Source organism: Psychrobacter glacincola (assembly GCF_904846075.1).
Taxonomy (GTDB): Bacteria; Pseudomonadota; Gammaproteobacteria; order Pseudomonadales; family Moraxellaceae; genus Psychrobacter; species Psychrobacter glacincola_C.
This window is the reverse complement of record NZ_CAJGZH010000002.1, coordinates 1,046,139-1,062,847: the sequence shown is the minus strand read 5'-3', so window position 1 is coordinate 1,062,847 and position 16,709 is coordinate 1,046,139. Positions and strand designations below refer to the sequence as shown.

Annotated in this window: 19 protein-coding genes, 1 tRNA gene and 1 pseudogene; 9 read left to right on the top strand and 12 right to left on the bottom strand. The window is 40.7% G+C overall.

Features of this window, described 5'->3' with window-relative positions:
- Window positions 1–189: 189 nt before the first annotated feature.
- Together JMW85_RS10610 and JMW85_RS10605 are read right to left on the bottom strand one after the other, a co-directional pair.
- Window positions 190–780 (bottom strand): hypothetical protein, encoded by a 591-nt coding sequence (locus JMW85_RS10610; protein WP_201581720.1) that lies wholly within the window; start codon window positions 778–780, stop codon window positions 190–192.
- A gap of 493 nt (window positions 781–1,273) precedes the next feature.
- Window positions 1,274–1,624, bottom strand: a complete 351-nt coding sequence (locus JMW85_RS10605; protein ID WP_201581719.1) for a hypothetical protein — start codon at window positions 1,622–1,624, stop codon at window positions 1,274–1,276.
- Window positions 1,625–2,202: 578 nt separating this feature from the next.
- On the opposite strand from JMW85_RS10605, the gene JMW85_RS10600 reads away from it, so the two are divergent.
- Window positions 2,203–2,463: a hypothetical protein gene (locus tag JMW85_RS10600; RefSeq protein WP_201581718.1), complete on the top strand. Its 261-nt coding sequence runs from the start codon at window positions 2,203–2,205 to the stop codon at window positions 2,461–2,463.
- Between the two features lie 136 nt (window positions 2,464–2,599).
- Here the strand turns inward: JMW85_RS10600 and JMW85_RS10595 are convergent, their stop codons facing one another.
- Window positions 2,600–3,307: a hypothetical protein gene (locus JMW85_RS10595; protein ID WP_201581717.1), complete on the bottom strand. Its 708-nt coding sequence runs from the start codon at window positions 3,305–3,307 to the stop codon at window positions 2,600–2,602.
- Window positions 3,308–3,520: 213 nt separating this feature from the next.
- Here JMW85_RS10595 and JMW85_RS10590 point away from each other — a divergent pair, with 213 nt between their 5' ends.
- On the top strand, window positions 3,521–3,637 hold the full coding sequence (locus tag JMW85_RS10590; protein ID WP_201581716.1) for a cell filamentation protein Fic: 117 nt from the start codon (window positions 3,521–3,523) through the stop codon (window positions 3,635–3,637).
- Window positions 3,638–3,775: 138 nt separating this feature from the next.
- Here JMW85_RS10590 and rluF read toward each other — a convergent pair whose 3' ends face one another.
- Window positions 3,776–4,762 carry a 23S rRNA pseudouridine(2604) synthase RluF gene (rluF, locus tag JMW85_RS10585; RefSeq protein WP_201554444.1) on the bottom strand — a complete coding sequence of 329 codons (987 nt, stop codon included), beginning with the start codon at window positions 4,760–4,762 and terminating at the stop codon, window positions 3,776–3,778.
- Window positions 4,763–5,102: 340 nt separating this feature from the next.
- Window positions 5,103–6,008, bottom strand: a complete 906-nt coding sequence (locus JMW85_RS10580; RefSeq protein WP_201581715.1) for a LysR family transcriptional regulator — start codon at window positions 6,006–6,008, stop codon at window positions 5,103–5,105.
- Window positions 6,009–6,150: 142 nt separating this feature from the next.
- Here JMW85_RS10580 and JMW85_RS10575 point away from each other — a divergent pair, with 142 nt between their 5' ends.
- Genes JMW85_RS10575 through JMW85_RS10565 form a run of 3 tightly spaced genes read left to right on the top strand, consistent with a single transcriptional unit; the run spans window position 6,151 to window position 7,872 of the window.
- Window positions 6,151–6,543 carry a DoxX family protein gene (locus JMW85_RS10575; RefSeq protein ID WP_201581714.1) on the top strand — a complete coding sequence of 131 codons (393 nt, stop codon included), beginning with the start codon at window positions 6,151–6,153 and terminating at the stop codon, window positions 6,541–6,543.
- Window positions 6,544–6,596: 53 nt separating this feature from the next.
- Complete coding sequence (locus JMW85_RS10570) at window positions 6,597–7,151, top strand: NADPH-dependent FMN reductase (protein WP_201581713.1); 555 nt, start codon at window positions 6,597–6,599, stop codon at window positions 7,149–7,151.
- Complete coding sequence (locus JMW85_RS10565) at window positions 7,144–7,872, top strand: YoaK family protein (protein ID WP_201581712.1); 729 nt, start codon at window positions 7,144–7,146, stop codon at window positions 7,870–7,872. Before JMW85_RS10570 ends, JMW85_RS10565 begins: the two co-directional genes overlap by 8 nt.
- Window positions 7,873–7,955: 83 nt before the next feature.
- Here JMW85_RS10565 and JMW85_RS10560 read toward each other — a convergent pair whose 3' ends face one another.
- The gene (locus JMW85_RS10560; protein WP_201581711.1) at window positions 7,956–8,282 is read right to left on the bottom strand and encodes a GNAT family N-acetyltransferase; all 327 of its coding nucleotides are present in this window, start codon (window positions 8,280–8,282) and stop codon (window positions 7,956–7,958) included.
- A gap of 219 nt (window positions 8,283–8,501) precedes the next feature.
- Between JMW85_RS10560 and JMW85_RS10555 the strand changes: the two genes are divergently transcribed.
- The 3 genes from JMW85_RS10555 (at window position 8,502) to JMW85_RS10545 (ending at window position 10,895) form a co-directional block, all read left to right on the top strand.
- The gene (locus tag JMW85_RS10555) at window positions 8,502–9,215 is read left to right on the top strand and encodes a pirin family protein (RefSeq protein ID WP_201581710.1); all 714 of its coding nucleotides are present in this window, start codon (window positions 8,502–8,504) and stop codon (window positions 9,213–9,215) included.
- A gap of 56 nt (window positions 9,216–9,271) precedes the next feature.
- Window positions 9,272–10,210 (top strand): pirin family protein, encoded by a 939-nt coding sequence (locus tag JMW85_RS10550; RefSeq protein WP_201581709.1) that lies wholly within the window; start codon window positions 9,272–9,274, stop codon window positions 10,208–10,210.
- Between the two features lie 73 nt (window positions 10,211–10,283).
- Window positions 10,284–10,895, top strand: a complete 612-nt coding sequence (locus JMW85_RS10545; protein ID WP_201581708.1) for a nitroreductase family protein — start codon at window positions 10,284–10,286, stop codon at window positions 10,893–10,895.
- 320 nt (window positions 10,896–11,215) lie between these two features.
- On the opposite strand, the gene JMW85_RS10540 is transcribed toward JMW85_RS10545, so the two are convergent.
- The 5 genes from JMW85_RS10540 to JMW85_RS14585 all read right to left on the bottom strand — a co-directional run bounded on the left by JMW85_RS10540 (window position 11,216) and on the right by JMW85_RS14585 (window position 16,184).
- Entirely contained in the window at window positions 11,216–12,589 is a 1,374-nt protein-coding gene (locus JMW85_RS10540) for a YncE family protein (RefSeq protein ID WP_201581707.1), read from the bottom strand.
- An 87-nt stretch (window positions 12,590–12,676) separates the two neighbouring features.
- Complete coding sequence (locus JMW85_RS14315) at window positions 12,677–13,393, bottom strand: TonB-dependent receptor (protein ID WP_227681794.1); 717 nt, start codon at window positions 13,391–13,393, stop codon at window positions 12,677–12,679.
- Window positions 13,394–13,425: 32 nt separating this feature from the next.
- Window positions 13,426–15,027, bottom strand: coding sequence for a TonB-dependent receptor plug domain-containing protein (locus tag JMW85_RS10535; protein ID WP_227681792.1), 1,602 nt, complete (start codon window positions 15,025–15,027; stop codon window positions 13,426–13,428).
- Window positions 15,028–15,830: 803 nt separating this feature from the next.
- Entirely contained in the window at window positions 15,831–16,040 is a 210-nt protein-coding gene (locus JMW85_RS14590; RefSeq protein WP_374220459.1) for a MerR family DNA-binding protein, read from the bottom strand.
- The gene (locus JMW85_RS14585; protein WP_374220454.1) at window positions 16,041–16,184 is read right to left on the bottom strand and encodes a MerR family transcriptional regulator; all 144 of its coding nucleotides are present in this window, start codon (window positions 16,182–16,184) and stop codon (window positions 16,041–16,043) included.
- 145 nt (window positions 16,185–16,329) lie between these two features.
- Here JMW85_RS14585 and JMW85_RS14580 point away from each other — a divergent pair.
- Window positions 16,330–16,572, top strand: a pseudogene (locus JMW85_RS14580) (DUF2938 family protein); the annotation flags it as partial.
- Here JMW85_RS14580 and JMW85_RS10520 read toward each other — a convergent pair.
- Window positions 16,523–16,599, bottom strand: a tRNA-Val gene (locus JMW85_RS10520). The pseudogene JMW85_RS14580 and the gene JMW85_RS10520 sit on opposite strands and share 50 nt — an antisense overlap.
- Window positions 16,600–16,709: the final 110 nt, after the last annotated feature.

Sequence of the window (16,709 nt, the reverse complement as noted above, 5' to 3'; positions counted from 1 at the left end):
CCAATTCAATCGATTACTTTCGAAATGGGCTAAAAATGGCTAAATTTTGCCAAACATCGTCAAATAGCTTATTAATATCTCGATATTATTTGCGCTACTTTTCTTGTTTGACGGCAATTTATCTCATGTTTATCACCATTTTTAAAATGAGGACACGGCCTAAAAATATTGGACTATAAATGTAGATAGTTATGTGAGTGTAACTGGAGGAGCGCGTGCGAGGGGTCGTAAAAAATTACTAGGAGAGTAGGTATGTGAGCGATACAAAAACGTAACTGAGACAGTAGACAGCTCAATCAAAGCCGAGTCAGTATGTGTAAAAGCGACTGGCAATAGTGCCGCAGACATGGCAGTGCAAAGGTCACAGCCAGTGTATTTTACGGCATCAGGGTTAGATTCAGAGCTTGCAACCTTATCTTTGCTATACAAATCTTCCTGTGAAGGTGCGGCGTCAACCGTTATAACTGGCTCAACGGTCGCAGGCGATGCTAAAGATAGGGATGCATTATGATGAAGTAAATGACGAGCGGCACTATCAATGGGTATGTTGTGATTTGTTTGCGCAATATCAGTCTGTATTTGCTCATACTGCTTAGCTGCCGATACAATCGGTGCAAGCTCTGCACAGATACCATGACCTAAGTGGGCATTATCATCCCACAGAGGTGTGAGCAACAGCGTGATGTGCATGATCCAAGCAAAACATGCGACCAACATGCCGAACCACATCGTTACCGGTGATGAATATCGTAAAACAAGCTTGCGGCGCTTAGTAGACATGATAGGGTCATCGTATTACTACCATGCTGATGATGCATAGGTAACATTTATAAGTAAGGAGGTGTGCTAACTTGAAACGTCAGTTTAAAGCATTTTAGAAAGAATACTTAACAAAATAGACATTATCATTAACAATGCCATTCTAAGACAAGGGGTATGCTCTTTACAAGTCTTGTATAGAGATATATCGGGCATTCTAGAGAAATCGGTCACAGCGTCGTCATGTTTACTCAGCCTGATATTTGCCGTACTTTAATTTACCGTATCTTAATTTGCCGTATTATCCTTTGCTGTACTTATATCCATCTTGTACTGAGAAGACTATATGACTGAAGTAGCTAGATGATAACCAAGCAAATGGGAAAGCGCTAATAAAACCCAGCGGAAAAGATAGGCTAATGTAATGCGGAGTGCGATTTTTTGTTTTACGCGACCAATATTGATGGTGGTAAAGACTTAAAAATAGTGAGATTTTTTGGTAAAAAAGAATAATTTAACAACTATTGCTCTCTATATTATTTTTCTCGATAATATCGATTTTTCTCTCTAATTCTATAATCTGTAACTTACAGCTCTTATAGTGATCTTCTTGATTGCCCTCTGTGTCTTTAAGGGTTCTTTGATAGATACGGTCGTACAGTGAGGTTAGAGCTTTTTTAATTGCTTTGATTTCTTTCGAAGATAAATCCAGTTGTTTGTCAAAATCAGGTGCTTTTATTTTTGCACATAGCTCAAAAAGTGTGAGATTAAAATCTTGATAGTATTGTTGCACTGAGTTTTCTTTTGATTGATCGCTATATTGGATGTTTTTTTTCATCAGAATGAGCAAAGCACTATCAATCAAGTTTTTTTCATAATCTGTCAAACATAAGTAATGGTTCATTACATCGATTCTCAGTTATTTCAAAATTGCTATTCAGAAGGCCATCAGTTGGCTACTTTAAAAAAATCCCAACCCCAGCGACCCTTACAAAATACTTATCTCGCCTGCTTAGTTTGGTCTTCACTCTTTAAAAGTCTTTATTGTGATGCGGCATATCGTCAATGGCTTTGAATAATCAACGCATTTTATAAGGTGAAAATGAAAGTATCGTGACAACGTCTACGCTTTATAAAAAATATGCCAAAGCCAGTCATCATAATTTATATATAAGATATCTTTTCATTCGCTATTACTTGCCCGTCTAGAAAAGCGCCAATATGACGCTTATAGCGTACCACTTAAGAAACCTTCCCTCATTAAGGTTACCTTTCTTCAATCTTAATAAATCTACTTAACGTTTGAATCATTTATTATTCTCGTTGTCGATAGAGCAGATTTTTATCAAGATGCTTTTTATCACGTGAATGCTTTACTTGATATTGAGTAAGGCAGTTTTAACCACAACTCATAACCAATATGACTTTATACGAGAAAAAATAATGAAAAAAATAATGATAAGTTCAATTCTAGCCATTACTGCTTGCTTCACAATGGTTAGCCAAGCAAGTGCTGCGCCGCAAATTGCTAAACATCATGTTGCTCAAGTGAAGCATCAAAAGGTCAATGCAAAGTTTGATAATAAACATCAGCATGTGAAGAAAAAGGCAGTAGTGTCAAAGCATCAATCAAAAAAACTAGCGGCTCATCTCAAAGCAAAAAGCAAATATCAAGCTAAGCATATTCATGGACATCGTTCTTAATCGTTCAGCTGACTGATATAAAAATAGCGCCCATACTAGGCGCTATTTTTTTGTTTCGTTGTTATGTAATAAGTGCTATGTGACGAAAGCTATGTAACAAGGCTATATGGTAAAGGGCATGTCACCATGATAATCACTACTGACTGTTTAAAGTCACCGTCTTAGTACTACCATTACTACTAGGCTGACTCAGTGTCACTTTGCTTGCTAAGATATCGCCTTTGGCATTGATCTTGTAGCATTCTGATGAAGTGCCTGCAGGGTCAAAGCTGAGTAATAGATTGCCTGAGGTTTCTATACAGAACCATGCGGTATTATTTGTATCACGCGACAAAGACCAGTCTTGGTTATAAGTCCCTATCTTGTTACGCATACTGCTATCGGCATAGACATTTTCCGTCAGTAGCTTACTAGAAGCGCCCACCGTCGCCATTTTAGGAATGGTGGTCGTCTGGTTAGATAGTGAGTATTTACCTGTACCATCTGTAAAACCATGGAATATCAGTGGATTCAGGGTGAAGTAATTGATAGCGACTGATTGATTGGTGATTTGATTATTCATCTTATTGATGGTGTTTATTTCGGTACCTTGTACAGACTTATTATTAAATATCATACTGCCTTTAGGCGTCACTTGAATCTCTGCTGACACACTTTGACTGCCGACAACCGCAACTAATTTATCACTGCGTTGTTTGGTATAGATGTTGAGCATGGCAGTCTCGACAGGGTATTGAGTGACGATGCCATTGACATTATTGTTTTGACCCGTATTCCCTGTCATTCCACCAGCACAAGCGCTTAAACCCAGTCCTGCTGCAATACATAAACTTAGTGTCTTCATTATTTTGTCCTCAATTTTTAAATGTATGATTTGATATCTACTATAATCGAATTTTTGAACAATGACATCTGCTAACTGTCTTAGACTCTGCTATTTTTAGTCCGCCCATACCAGCGGTACTTCGTGAAATTATTGAGAGATTACTGAGAGAGTATTGGTACAAAGCGATGATAGTGGCCAACGATTTTATAGTATGGCAGCGCCGCAGGAGTTATGACCAAATGTTCTATCGATATCGCATTAAGAGAGATTAATGACTTAATAGAGCAGGGGATGCCGCAAGAATTTCAAGCCTCAGTGTTTAGTACGAGTTATGAGTTGGCTTTATAATAAAAATTATTTGGTTGAGAGAGTCTGCAGGCAACAAAAAAGCCGGACAACTTAAATTGTCTGGCTTTTTGTGCAGTATTTCTTATCAAGTGTTCTAATTAGCTAACCTTTACCCATCAATCTATAGTCGCGATACTGCTACCGCTTAGAACTTCGACCTTTTGCAGGGCGCTTACCATTTGTAGCAGGTTTGCCATTGCCCACAGCCTTCTTGCCATTACCAAAAGGACGTCTATCTTTACCTTTAGAACCCGCTGGTTTTCTAGCATCATCCTTGGCGTGTTTTTTATTGCCCTTTGCTGCCCCCGCTGATTTTGAAGACGTTTTTGTCTTTGATGAATCATCAGTACGAGCATTTTTTCGTGGCGCATTACGAGATTTCTTGCCCGGATTACTGGCATCTGAAGAAGAACCTTCTATGGACTTAAGTAAAACAGACAACTCTTTTTCGGTTAAATCTCGCCAGTCTCCAACGGGAGTACCTTTAAGACTGACATTCATAATCCGCGTACGCTCAAGCTTCACCACTTCATAGCCAAAATGCTCACACATACGGCGAATTTGGCGGTTTAAACCCTGCACTAGCGTGATGTTAAACACGGTGGGTGCCACCTTAGTAACTGGGCATTTCTTGGTCATCTTCCCAAGCATTGGCACGCCACCAGCTAAACCCTCAATAAAACTATCTGTTATCGGTTTGTTCACCGTCACCAAATATTCTTTCTCGTGGTTATTACCAGCACGTAATACTTTATTAACCAGATCACCATTACTGGTCAAAAAGATTAAACCTTGAGAGTCTTTATCCAAACGTCCAATCGGAAAAATACGTGTACTATGTCTAACGAAATCAACGATATTATCTTTTTCTGAAGCTTCTGTAGTGCTCACAATACCCACGGGTTTATTCAAGACAATAAATACAAAATCATCCGCCTCTCGCGGCTCAATGAGTTGCCCGTTGACTTTCACTGTATCTCCAGCAACTACTTGATCACCTACTTGAGCACGCTTACCATTGATGTATACATTACCTTGTTCAACAAAGCGGTCAGCGTCTCGCCTGGAGCAAATACCGCTTTCGCTGATGTATTTATTTAAACGAGTTGAGGAAGCGTTAAACATAAAGCACCGTTTTACCTGATAAGAAGCATTTTTTTACTAAGAAAAAAGCCTAAATTAAAGGGGTTATCAACAAAGAGATGGCTCACATTATATAGGAAATTCAATATCCATTTCGGGAGAGAATGGCAAAACCTTAGAAATATATTCAGTATCGTATTTGTACCTATTATAATCAATATTATCCCAATTTTGTTTCTACGGATTTGACGGTAGAGGTTAATAACTCTAGCGTTTGTTGAGGGTCGACTTGGTTCATTGGGATCGCGGGCACTTATCTTATTAATGGCAGGTATAGTGTTCATTTAAGCTTGTCCGTTAAGTGTTGAGCCGTAAATGCTTATCAAAAATTATCCCAATACGGATTATCACCAAAACGCTCGGCAATAAAGTCAATCAAATAACGACAGCGCTGCGATAAAAATCGATTTTTCGGGTAGACCGCATAAGCGTTTAAAGTAGGTAATTGATACTGCTGGAGGATAGGCACAAGCTCACCGCTGATTAAGGCTTGATACGTAATAAAAGTTGGCAGAAAAGCAATACCATGACCTTTGACTGCCATCTCCCGCAAAAAGTCCCCATTATTGGCTTTTATTTTACCGTTTACGGCGACTTGATGCTTCTTACCTTGCTCATCTATCAATTCTATCGCGCTAGATTTGCTCATACCATATTGTAAAAACTCATGTTCTGACAGATCGTCAAAAGTCTTTGGCGTACCCATTCTCTCTAGATATTCAGGACTGGCGCATAACGCATAACGAATCAGTGCCAGACGTTTGGCTTGATAACTGGAATCTTGCAACTCTCTAATACGAATCGCTAACTCAAACCCTTCCTCAATCAAATCAGTATGCCGATCAGAAAAATCCAGCTCAAACTTTAACTCAGGATGCTGATTGGCGTATTCATCGATGACATCGTTTAAATGCATCAAACCAAAGGACAGTGGTGCAGTCATCTTTAATGTCCCTTCGATACGCGTCGGAGTACCACTCGTCTCTTCATTCAGCGCATCCACTTCACTGAGTATATGGTGCACCTTTTGATAATACTGCTCACCGGCTTGGGTTAAGTTTGATTGACGCGTGGTTCGGCTAATCAGTTGACTGCCCAAGCGCGTCTCTAACTCCTTTAAACGCCGGCTTACCGCAGATTTTGCGATGTTCAGTTGTTCTGCGGCTTTGGTAATACTGCCTGCTTCGACAACACGCACAAACATTGCCATATCTTCTAATTGTCCCATGTAAACCACCTCTTAATTGTTCTACAAATAAGAACTTACATTTGCAATTATCACAGTTTATCTAATTATAAGCAACAAATACAATAAGACCATCGCATAATCAAATAAAATTTAAAAAACATTCTATTACTGGAGAAAACCCATGGATAAACTACAAGAGCTAAGCGCTCCTATCGGACGCCTATTTTTATCAATGATTTTTATCTTTTCAGGCTTTACTAAAATTACCGGCTACGCGGCCACTCAAGGTTATATGGAATCAATGGGTGTGCCCGGGATGTTATTACCCTTAGTTATAGCCGTTGAACTCTTTGGCGGTCTCGCTATTCTCTTCGGATTCAAAGCGCGTTTCGTTGCTATTTTACTCGTTGGATTCAATATTATATCAGCGCTGCTTTTCCATCAATTCTGGATAGATGAATCACAGATGAACCCTTTCATGAAAAACATTGCGATGGCGGGTGGTTTCTTGATGATATTTGCTCATGGAGCAGGTGCTTATTCAATTGATAACAGTAATCATCGCAGAATATAGTAGAGTAAATGGCTTAGAAAATATCTTCTTATCATCATAATCAAGGAGCCGCTATGAGCCCATCCATAAACATCGCCTTAATTATTGGCAGCTTGCGAAAAGAATCTATCAATCGTAAATTTGCAGAATATATGGTGTCGCAGATGCCTGAAAGCGTGACTATAAAAGAAGTCTATATCGCAGATTTACCCCTTTACAATCAGGATTATGATGATACGACTATCGATAGCTATGAGCGTGTGCGTCAGCAGCTGACAGGCGCTGATGCCGTATTAATTGTCACACCAGAGCATAACCGCACTATGCCTGCCGCCTTGAAAAATGTCGTAGATATCGCCTCACGTCCTTATAAAGAAAGCGTGTGGACCCATAAAAAAGTTGCGGTAGTGACGGCCTCGCCAGGCAGTTTTGGCGGTATCAATAGTGGCCTTGATGTCAGAAAAAGCATGCAAATGCTTTCGGCACAAATGATGATTGATCCTGAAATTCATTTAAGTCGTGCAACTGACAGCTTAAATGATGATGGCAGTGTTAGCCCGCGCACACAGAAATTCTTACAGCGCTTTGTGACTGATTTCATGGATTTTGCAGGGAATACCAGTGCCTAAAGCTGTCGCTGATAACAACACTCTAGATCGTAAGACACCAAGCTTTTGGCAACGCTATCAAGCGCCTATACTATTAACGATAGTTGGTGGGGCGATTGATACCATTGGCTTCATCACTTTATTTGGCTTTTTTACCGCTCATGTCACGGGTAACTTAGTACTGGCTGGTAGCGGTTTGGTTAAAGGTGAAGATGGCTTGTGGATCAAGCTGGCATCAGTGCCGCTTTTTATAATAACGGTGGTTATTACCAAAATATACATTGATAAAAGCCGGAAGCAAACGTTGGTACTCAGCCATTTATTTTTGGCAGAAGCCCTATTTTTGACCGCCTTTATGATAGCAGGATTGTCCTTTCAACCTTTCACTGAGGCTGGAGATATAACCGTCGCCATCACTGGTGGTCTAGGTTTAACGGCACTTGCTATTCGTAATACGGCTAGTAAAACAGTCATCAAACACATGAGTCCAACGGTATTAATGACAGGCAATACCACCCAACTGGGTATTGGTCTGTCAGATTATATTGCCAACCGTAGCGCTGATAATGCCAAAAAATTGGGGCATAGCGCGGCATTGGTTATCAGCTTTGTGATTGGCGCGCTACTCGGCGCGGTGCTGTACGTTAATCTCAGTTATTGGGCAGTCGGTTTATTTGTCATTCCTGTGCTGTACCTATCACTACTAGCGCGTAATCCAGAGTTCTTACAGCATATTAGCTAATAAAAGTTTTACCTACATTGAGTAATGCCATGAACCGTAAAAAGCCATGATAAATTATCATGGCTTTTTTTATGCATCTTGTCTTAGGCTTTCGCACCATGAAACACCGAATTGGCTTGGTATTCTGGGTGCTTATCAATATAGGATTTCACATAAGGACAGGTCGGTTTAACGCGCAGTTTTCTAGCGGCTGCACAATCTAAGATAACCTTAACTAAGTAGCCTGCAATACCACGACCACTAAGCGAATCAGGCACAAATGTGTGCTTATATTCAATACCTTCTTCACCTGTGGATGTGGTAAAAAACTCATAGTCTTCAAAGGCAATTTGATCATCAATATGAATCTCAAATCGATTTTGGCTTTTATTGTCGATCACATCGTAATGCGTTGTATGCTGATTTGACATTGTTATTCTCTCTTTATCATTAATATTTTTTGCACCTGTTTATTGGTACTAACGGGTGACGCGAATGATGGCGTGACTATTATATTACGTTAATGCTAAGCGCCTATTGTTCTATAAATAAGAATAGTTATTTGCAATAAGCACTGTTTATCTATATATGGTCAACAATTATAATAGGACCATAGCTTAAACAAGCCAATTAAAAATAAAGGATAACTTATGAAAACGATCTATCATGCAGCAGATTCTCGTGGCGATGCTAACCATGGCTGGCTCAAAAGTAAGCATACTTTTAGTTTTGCCAATTATCATAATCCAGAGCGTATGGGTTTTGGCGCGCTACGAGTCATCAATGATGACTTTGTTATTGGCGGTCAAGGTTTCGGCAAGCACTCACACCGCGACATGGAAATTATCAGTATTCCTCTAAGTGGGAAGTTAGCTCATGGAGATAATATCGGTAACCAAGGCATCATCGAAACGGGTGAGATTCAGGTCATGTCAGCGGGTACGGGTATTACTCATAGTGAGATGAATGGCGATGCCAATGAACCTGTCAAGTTTTTACAAATTTGGGTGATTCCCAACAAAATGGGTGTGACGCCGCGTTATCAGCAAGTGCGTATGGATGAGCACATGAAAGCTAATGAGTTTAACCAAGTGCTCTCGCCAAACGCGGACGACGCTGGGGTTTGGATTCATCAAGACGCTTGGTTCCATATGGGTAATTTCAATAAAGGCGTGACTCAGACTTATGATTTAAAAGATGTCAACAACGGTGTTTATGTCTTGTTACTAGAGGGTAAAGTGACTATCAACGGTAACGTACTTGATACTCGAGATGGTCTTGGTATCTCAGACACCAAAAGCTTCACGATGGATGCTGATGAGGACGCTAGAGTATTGTTAATGGAAGTCTCTATGATAATCTAAACTCGTCTTTATGATCATCATTATGAATAATAATTAATTAGAAAAGGAGTTAACTTATGAGTATTCAAACCCTAGAGCCAAGGTTGGCTGATGTTGGCGGTATTCCGATTGCCCGTTTATTACCCAATAAAGGAAAACAGCCTATCGGTGCGTGGTGCTTTTTAGATCACGCTGGTCCTGCTGACTTTGGTGAAGATGAAACCGGTATGCAAGTTGGTCGTCATCCGCACACCAATCTGCAAACTTTTAGCTGGATGTTAAATGGCGAAGTACTGCATAAAGATAGCTTAGGTAACGAGCAAGTCATTACTAAGAACCAAGTCAACGTCATGACAGCTGGTACAGGTTTGAATCAAGGCATCAGTCACACAGAACAAAGCGTCTTTCCAGACACTGGTGGCTCACCAGACGCCGCGCGTGCCCTCAGTATGGTACAGCTCTGGATTGCACTACCGACGGATCAAGAGATTGAGCGCGGTTTTCATCATTATCCAGAGCTACCAACGTGGACGGAAGATAGTGTTGAGATGATTCTGACCACCGGTAGCTATACCAATGCCTCAGGTCAGCACTTTGAAGCGCCTACCATCCAATATTCAAAACTGGTCGGTATCGACGTGTATTTTATCCAAGATGGCGAGGCTACACTGATTTTAGAACCAGGCTGTGAATACGGCATCTTAGTCTCAGAGGGTGAGATAGAATCTGAAGGAAAGGTATGTAAGCAGGATCAACTCTTTCGTTTCCACGATAGCGATGTTGCTAATAACGAAAGCATCAAGCTGGTCGCCAAAAAAGGCACACGTGTGATGTTTATCGGCGGTGAGCCATTAAACAACCAAGTCCTACTGTGGTGGAACTTTGTTGCGGACAATAAAGCAGAGATCGAGCAATCCATCATCGACTGGAATAATGGTCATGAGCGTTTCGGTAATGTCGACTCTGATATGAAACGTTTGCCAGCACCTGAATTACCTCAAGGTTTTAAAGGTTAAAGGTTGATTAGCATTTAGCTTTATAACTTAGCTCTTAATCACGTAAACTCATAAATAATCACTGGAGAAAATAATGTCAGACCTAAAAACATTACAGAAATTGGCAGAAAAACGTCGCTCTATCTATGCATTGAGCAATCAATTGCCAGTATCAAATGACGAAATCGTTAAGTTAGTTGAGCATGCGGTTTTGCATACGCCATCCGCTTTTAACTCACAATCGACGCGTATCGTAGTATTATTCGGTGAAGATCATAAAAAATTATGGGACATCACTGAAGAGACACTCAAGGTTATCGTCGGCGATGACGAGAAGTTCCAAGGTACTAAAGATAAAATCGCAGGCTTTAGAGCGGGTGCGGGTACAGTATTGTTCTTCGAGGACAAAGGCGTCGTGAGAAACATGCAAGAAGCAGCCCCTTTATATGCGGATAAATTCCCAATCTGGGCACATCAAACCAGCGCGATGCATCAGTATGTGATTTGGACGGCATTGGCAGGCATTGATGTCGGTGCCAACTTGCAGCATTATAATCCTGTCATCGATCAGAGAGTTGCTGATGCTTGGGACATCGCTGAAGATTGGGAATTGAATGCTCAAATGGTGTTCGGCGCTATTGAGCAGCCAGCAGGTGACAAAGCGTTTCAGCCAGTTGAAGAGCGTATGAAAGTATTCGGCGAATAATTTTTAGCGTTAAAGACCGTATAACCAATGAAACTGCTATGAAAATATCGTAGCGGTTTCATTGGTTTTTTTATAACTATAAACTGGGATAATATGATTTTATAGCAGACTATAACTAATGTAGTAAATCCTACTAGCCCAGTTGTTTAAGATATGCCTATAGAAGAATTCAAGATCAGCGAGCGCCTTAATCGGATGCTTCGGAATTTAAAAAGCGTCGGATTAAGGGTTATCTTGAATACTAGCGTTTATAAATATATTTAATAGCCAGTTACTGTCAGCAGTCATTAAAGTAGCTTTATTAGATGAGGTGCTAAGCGCTAATGGCTATGTTCATCATCATGCCCAGCTTTCACACCAAACCAAGTCACATGAGAGGGTGTGAAATTTAGTGTTATTTTTGACTCGATTTTACCATCATGAGGATCAATCTCGATAATTTTCTGGTTTGAGTCATCCATCATATAAACCATTTGCGTGTTTGGGTTAACAATAAATGAGGGAACCGCTTTGCCTTCGATGCCATTAGGGAAAATATTTAATACGGCGGTTTGCTTATAATTTTGTGCGACATCCAGTATGTATAACTTGCCAGTATCATCGAGTAGCATTAAATACTCTCCATGGGCATCAAAATCATAGCTGACAACACGGCGACTGCTGTCTGTTGTCCAGACAATAGGTGTCATGTTTTTACTGACAGGATCAACACGGTAAGGCTGACCGCAAGCGCTGCCAATGGCATAATTATGATGGTGGTTAGTGATGAATGAGCCAATCCGAGCAGGACTACTGCTTGTACTATCACATTGAATATTGGTTAGGCTGCTGGGATAGGCAATTTTTTCGGCGCTGAAAATGTCTCCAATCTGCTTAACACTTAAAACGCCATCGCTACAAGCAAAGACACTGTAATCTGTGACGCTGCCACTGCCATGCAACCCCATGCATTTTGTCTCAAAGGTTTGGCTTATATGATAGTGATCACCATGCTGTTCAAATACAGAGAGCGTATCAGCCAGTGAGCTACCGGTTGTCTGATAACGCTGTGAGGCAATCACATAATTGCCTCTAGGTTCCGCTGTACCGTGCATGCTGGTATTAAGCTTTTGATAAGGCAGTGTACCGTCAGCTATACCGGTATCTGTTACAAGTACAAATCCAGCTTCTTGTACAGGGTTCTCTATGGGATTGCCTGTCGCACCTAAGCCGTCAAAAAACAGCCCTGCTTGCTCTCCAAAAGTTTGAAAATGTACAGGACGGGTATAATTTAGCTGTAATGGCATTTTTGCCGCATCACGAGCATATGGGTGATCATTATCGCCATGGTTTTCAATCTCAAGCCCACTATGATAAAAATTGACCGCGTTGTTAGTACGATCCATGATGACGGCGTAATGACCATCTGGACTACTTTGTACGGCATCGGCTTGACCGGTTAATGGTAAGGTTTGTATCACTTTATTTTGAGCAAGGCTATAAATGTAAGCTTGATTGCCATCTTTTGCAGTGATGAATAAACGACCTTGTTCCATTTCAGTGCTGACAGCAGATTCATCATCATGGTCATGCTCTGAATCTATGATTGGTGTTTTCCTATCATCTGATGACCCGCATCCGCTAAGTACTGAAACGGCGATTAAAGAAGAGAAAGCGAGCGCGATGGCACGGCTCAAAGCATTTATTTGATTCATAAAGGACTCCAGTCATAAGTTATGAGGCTTATGACAATTGATTACGGATTGCTAGTTACTGGTGACTAATGAAAAGAGAGTAGGCTTTTAGAAGTTATAGGTGATACCCGCATTGAAAGAGCGCTCTGGCATTGGTACTTGTTCAGCCAAATAAGAGGCATGATTATAGGCAAGCTCGTTTAGAATATTTTCGACTTGAAAAAAAGCGGTGTAATCATGAGCGCTCGAACTATGGTAGACAAGCTTGGCATCAACCATGTTGTAGCTCGGCGTATTGGTTTCAAAATCAGCAATGTGATCTTGCTCAAAACGATGATATCCAGACAGCACCAAGTCAAACTGACCAAATTGAGAGGTAATATCACCACCAATACGGGGCGCTACCAATCTTGGTGCGTATTTCCGTGTAAGGCTCGCATCATCTAGCGTGATGAGTGCAATGTCGGCAAAGCTGCCAATACTAATATTGTCATTAAGATAATAGCGTGATTGAATTTCACTACCATAATGCTTGGCATCGCTTTGGACATAATCCACTAAACGGAAACCAGCAGACTCTCCTTCAGTAGCAATGTCTTGAGTTTTGGCATAAATATAATTTGTACTGTCGTTATAAAAGACAGAAATACTACTATCAAAACGATTGCCATTGTCGTAACGCAGAGTGAGCTCTACGCCATCAGTAGATTCTTCTTCTAATTGCCCATTACCACGCTCCCAAGTATTGGTTGCAAGATGGGCGCCATTAGAAAATAACTCTTGTGGAGAAGGCAATCTTTCAGAATGACTGATTCTGGCTGACAACTGCGTATTAGGCGTAAGATATTTGCCACCTTCTAAACTGACAGACGTTCCGGCATGTGTTTTTCGATGTTATTGTCGTTATCTATTAGATTTTGAAAATCTTGACGACCGCCAAACTCAATATACCAAGGACTTTTGCCTTGTTTTCTTAAAATATTAGACGTATCGAGAGGAGCGTCGTTCGTCGTCTCACCATGGTTGTGACCAGCATGGGCATCACTTGCAGATAATGGTTGTCCTGCAAATTTATCAGCATTCTGTATTTTTGCGCCAAAATAATCTGGCGTGAGTCGTTCAATAAAGAACAAACCGACTTGTGTACGATCGGTTTGCGGCAAATAGCCTTCTAGCCCAACAGCAGAAAACCGACTGTTTGTGTAATCTAGACCGACCACACCTTTCATAAAACCTAGATTGCCTGTTTTATACGTGCTATGTGTGGCTTGAGTTTGAGCGCTTATGGCTTTGTTTTCAAAAGTTGTGCCCACAGCGCCTTCATCTATTTCATCGTGACGATAATCGGTATAGCTGAGTTTCGTATTGATGCTATCGACGCCTATCAAGGGTAATTTTCGCTCAGCATGGAGCTGATAGACGTTTGACGTCATATCGACATAGGGCGCTTCACCATGATCGTGGTCATGTTCGTGTTCGTGATCGTGATTTGTATCACAGCTCAGTTGGTTAGTCAGTGTGCTGTCAGGTGAGCATTCATTATGCACATGAAACGGCAAGCCATATTCTGAAGACAGGCGCTGATATGATGCACCGACATAGCCCATATCAGTCACATAAGACAAGCCAATGATACCGTTATCTTGCGTGTACCAACTGTTGGCAATCTCATCGGTATCTAAGTGTGGTACTTGGATATTGCCTTTATCCGTCTTTTGGTAATACCCACTCCATAGCCAGTTTTCACCGATACTGCCATTGAGTTCTGCATAACCTAAATAACCGTCTGTGGCTTGTTGACCAATCAATGCCATTTTTCCGCTGATGTTTTTTTGTCGTTTCTCTTTAGGGATAGTGTCATTGACGATATTGACCACACCGCCTATAGCACCGCCGCCATACATCAACGCTGACGTGCCTTTGATTACTTCAACTTGTTTGGCACCTAGTACAGGTACCGCCACTTGATGGTCTGGTGAGATTTGTGACGCATCTTGTACGCTCAAACCATTTTGCATGACTTGGACGCGCGGTGCGCTTTGCCCTCGAATAATGGGTCGGCTCGCACCTTGCCCAAAACTATCAGTAGACACGCCAACTTCATTTGCTAGTGCATCACCAAGCGTACTGCTTGTCTGAGTAGTGAGCGCATCGCCAGTAACAATACTGGTTGCGGTTGCCATTTCATTCGCTTGTGGCAATAAAGGGTTAGACGTCACCACTATGGTGTCTAGAGTCACCGAAGGGTGGGTCGTATCAGGAGAGTTTAGGTGAAAAGATGAGGATGTCATAGGTTTGATATCTACGATCGTATCCGTCGCATTGACCGACAAACTTGCCATACCTAAAGCTGTCGTTACTGAGAATACAGTCGTTACCCGGCGAATACTAAAATTAACTGAAGACACAGAAGTATAATCAGGTTCTCTTAATCTGTTGATATGAAAAATTGGAGACATGAGATTACCAAAATAAGAAGTTATATAGGGATAAATAACGATAAGAGTAAATACTTTAGTTATGTTATAATATAACATTAAGATATACAAACTTTATATTTCAGTAAGGTGTGCATATTAGCTACGCTTACACAAGGTAACTTCAATATTTGACTTTCTTTGTGAGTGATAAATGTGACAGCCATTCAATGAATATGTTGGTACTGAGATAATAATGAGTATGTCGAAAGTTAGAAAAATGAATGTGTTAAGAACTATGGTTCAGGAGAATATCAATCATAAAAAGCCTTATAGATCTCTGGTCAATGAATTGACACATCTGAAATATATAGCACTTTGTGAGCCAGTCTCTGAAGAACTAAGAACGGTAGGCAATAAAACAACAATAGATCGTCTGGTCTAATGACAGTTTGCAGAAATTCAGCACCAGATTTTAGGATTTCATATGGCTGAAGGTGTTATATTTTGGAAGTTTAAAACCAACTTTGAGTGATAACTTGAATAAAAAATAGCTAGTTTAGCTTTAACGACAGTTGCGAAGAACAAACATCGTATGAGGGGGTAGGCTTTAGAGTAGGTTTGTCTTTATTTACGAATGCTACTCTATACGTTTGGCACAATTGAATAGAGAGAACGTAGGCAAGTGATACTAGTAATCTAGGTTTTTTGGATAAGCGCAGTGTATTTGTTAAGCAGTTCAATATTATTTGATTGACCTAATCACCTAGTAAAATCGGCTCTATTGCTTATTTATGCAAGGTGTTACCTTTAATAGCGCCAGTGGCTGCTAGATTCATTAGACGTCAAAACCTCGGACACTCCAAGTGGCTAGGCGCTGTGTAAATTGCCGCAAGTTGCAGCCCATCACGCATAGCGCTTAATTTTTGAATCGTTTCATCCAGTTCAGAGGCTTTGTTCAGCAACAAATCTCGATCAACATCTAGGGTTTTTTCAGACCCTAATATCCCAGTAATCTCATCCAATGAAAACCCTGCAACACGTCCTAAAGCAATTCAGGCCAGACGCTCTAATATATCTTCGCTGAAAACTCGGCGGATATCGTGCCGACCAACAGAGCGAATTAGGCATTTTTTCTCATAAAATCGTAACGTTGAAGCAGGAACACCAGACTGTTTAGCAACCTGCGAAATATCCATAATGCCCTCTGGACTTAAAATTGTATGCAATCATCACATTGATACTGAAACCAGTAAGAGAGTCATCATGGATAACGTCGTTTTTATAAGATTAATCGGTATTGGCGCTACCGCTGTGATGGACTTATGATCACTACTCAGTAAGTATTTATTTAATATTCTATCGCGCAACTGGAGAATGGTGAGGCGTTGGATTGCTTACATGGGTCAAGGGCGGTTCCGTCATGACGCTACTGCAAAATCTAATACTATTCATGGTGATCTTTTTATTGGGTGGACAGCCCATATATTACAGACAAAAAAAGCCCCAATCGTGAGATTGGGGCTTTTTAAATATTTGGTAGGCATAAGCAGACTCGAACTGCTGACCTCTACCATGTCAAGGTAGCGCTCTAACCAACTGAGCTATACGCCTATTTAGGTTGAGTATTCTATCAAGTTTTTGAGACTTTGCAAGCTTTATTTCTAATAAATTTTTTTATTAGCATAATAATGAGTATCACACTTTATACTAAGTAACTTTTA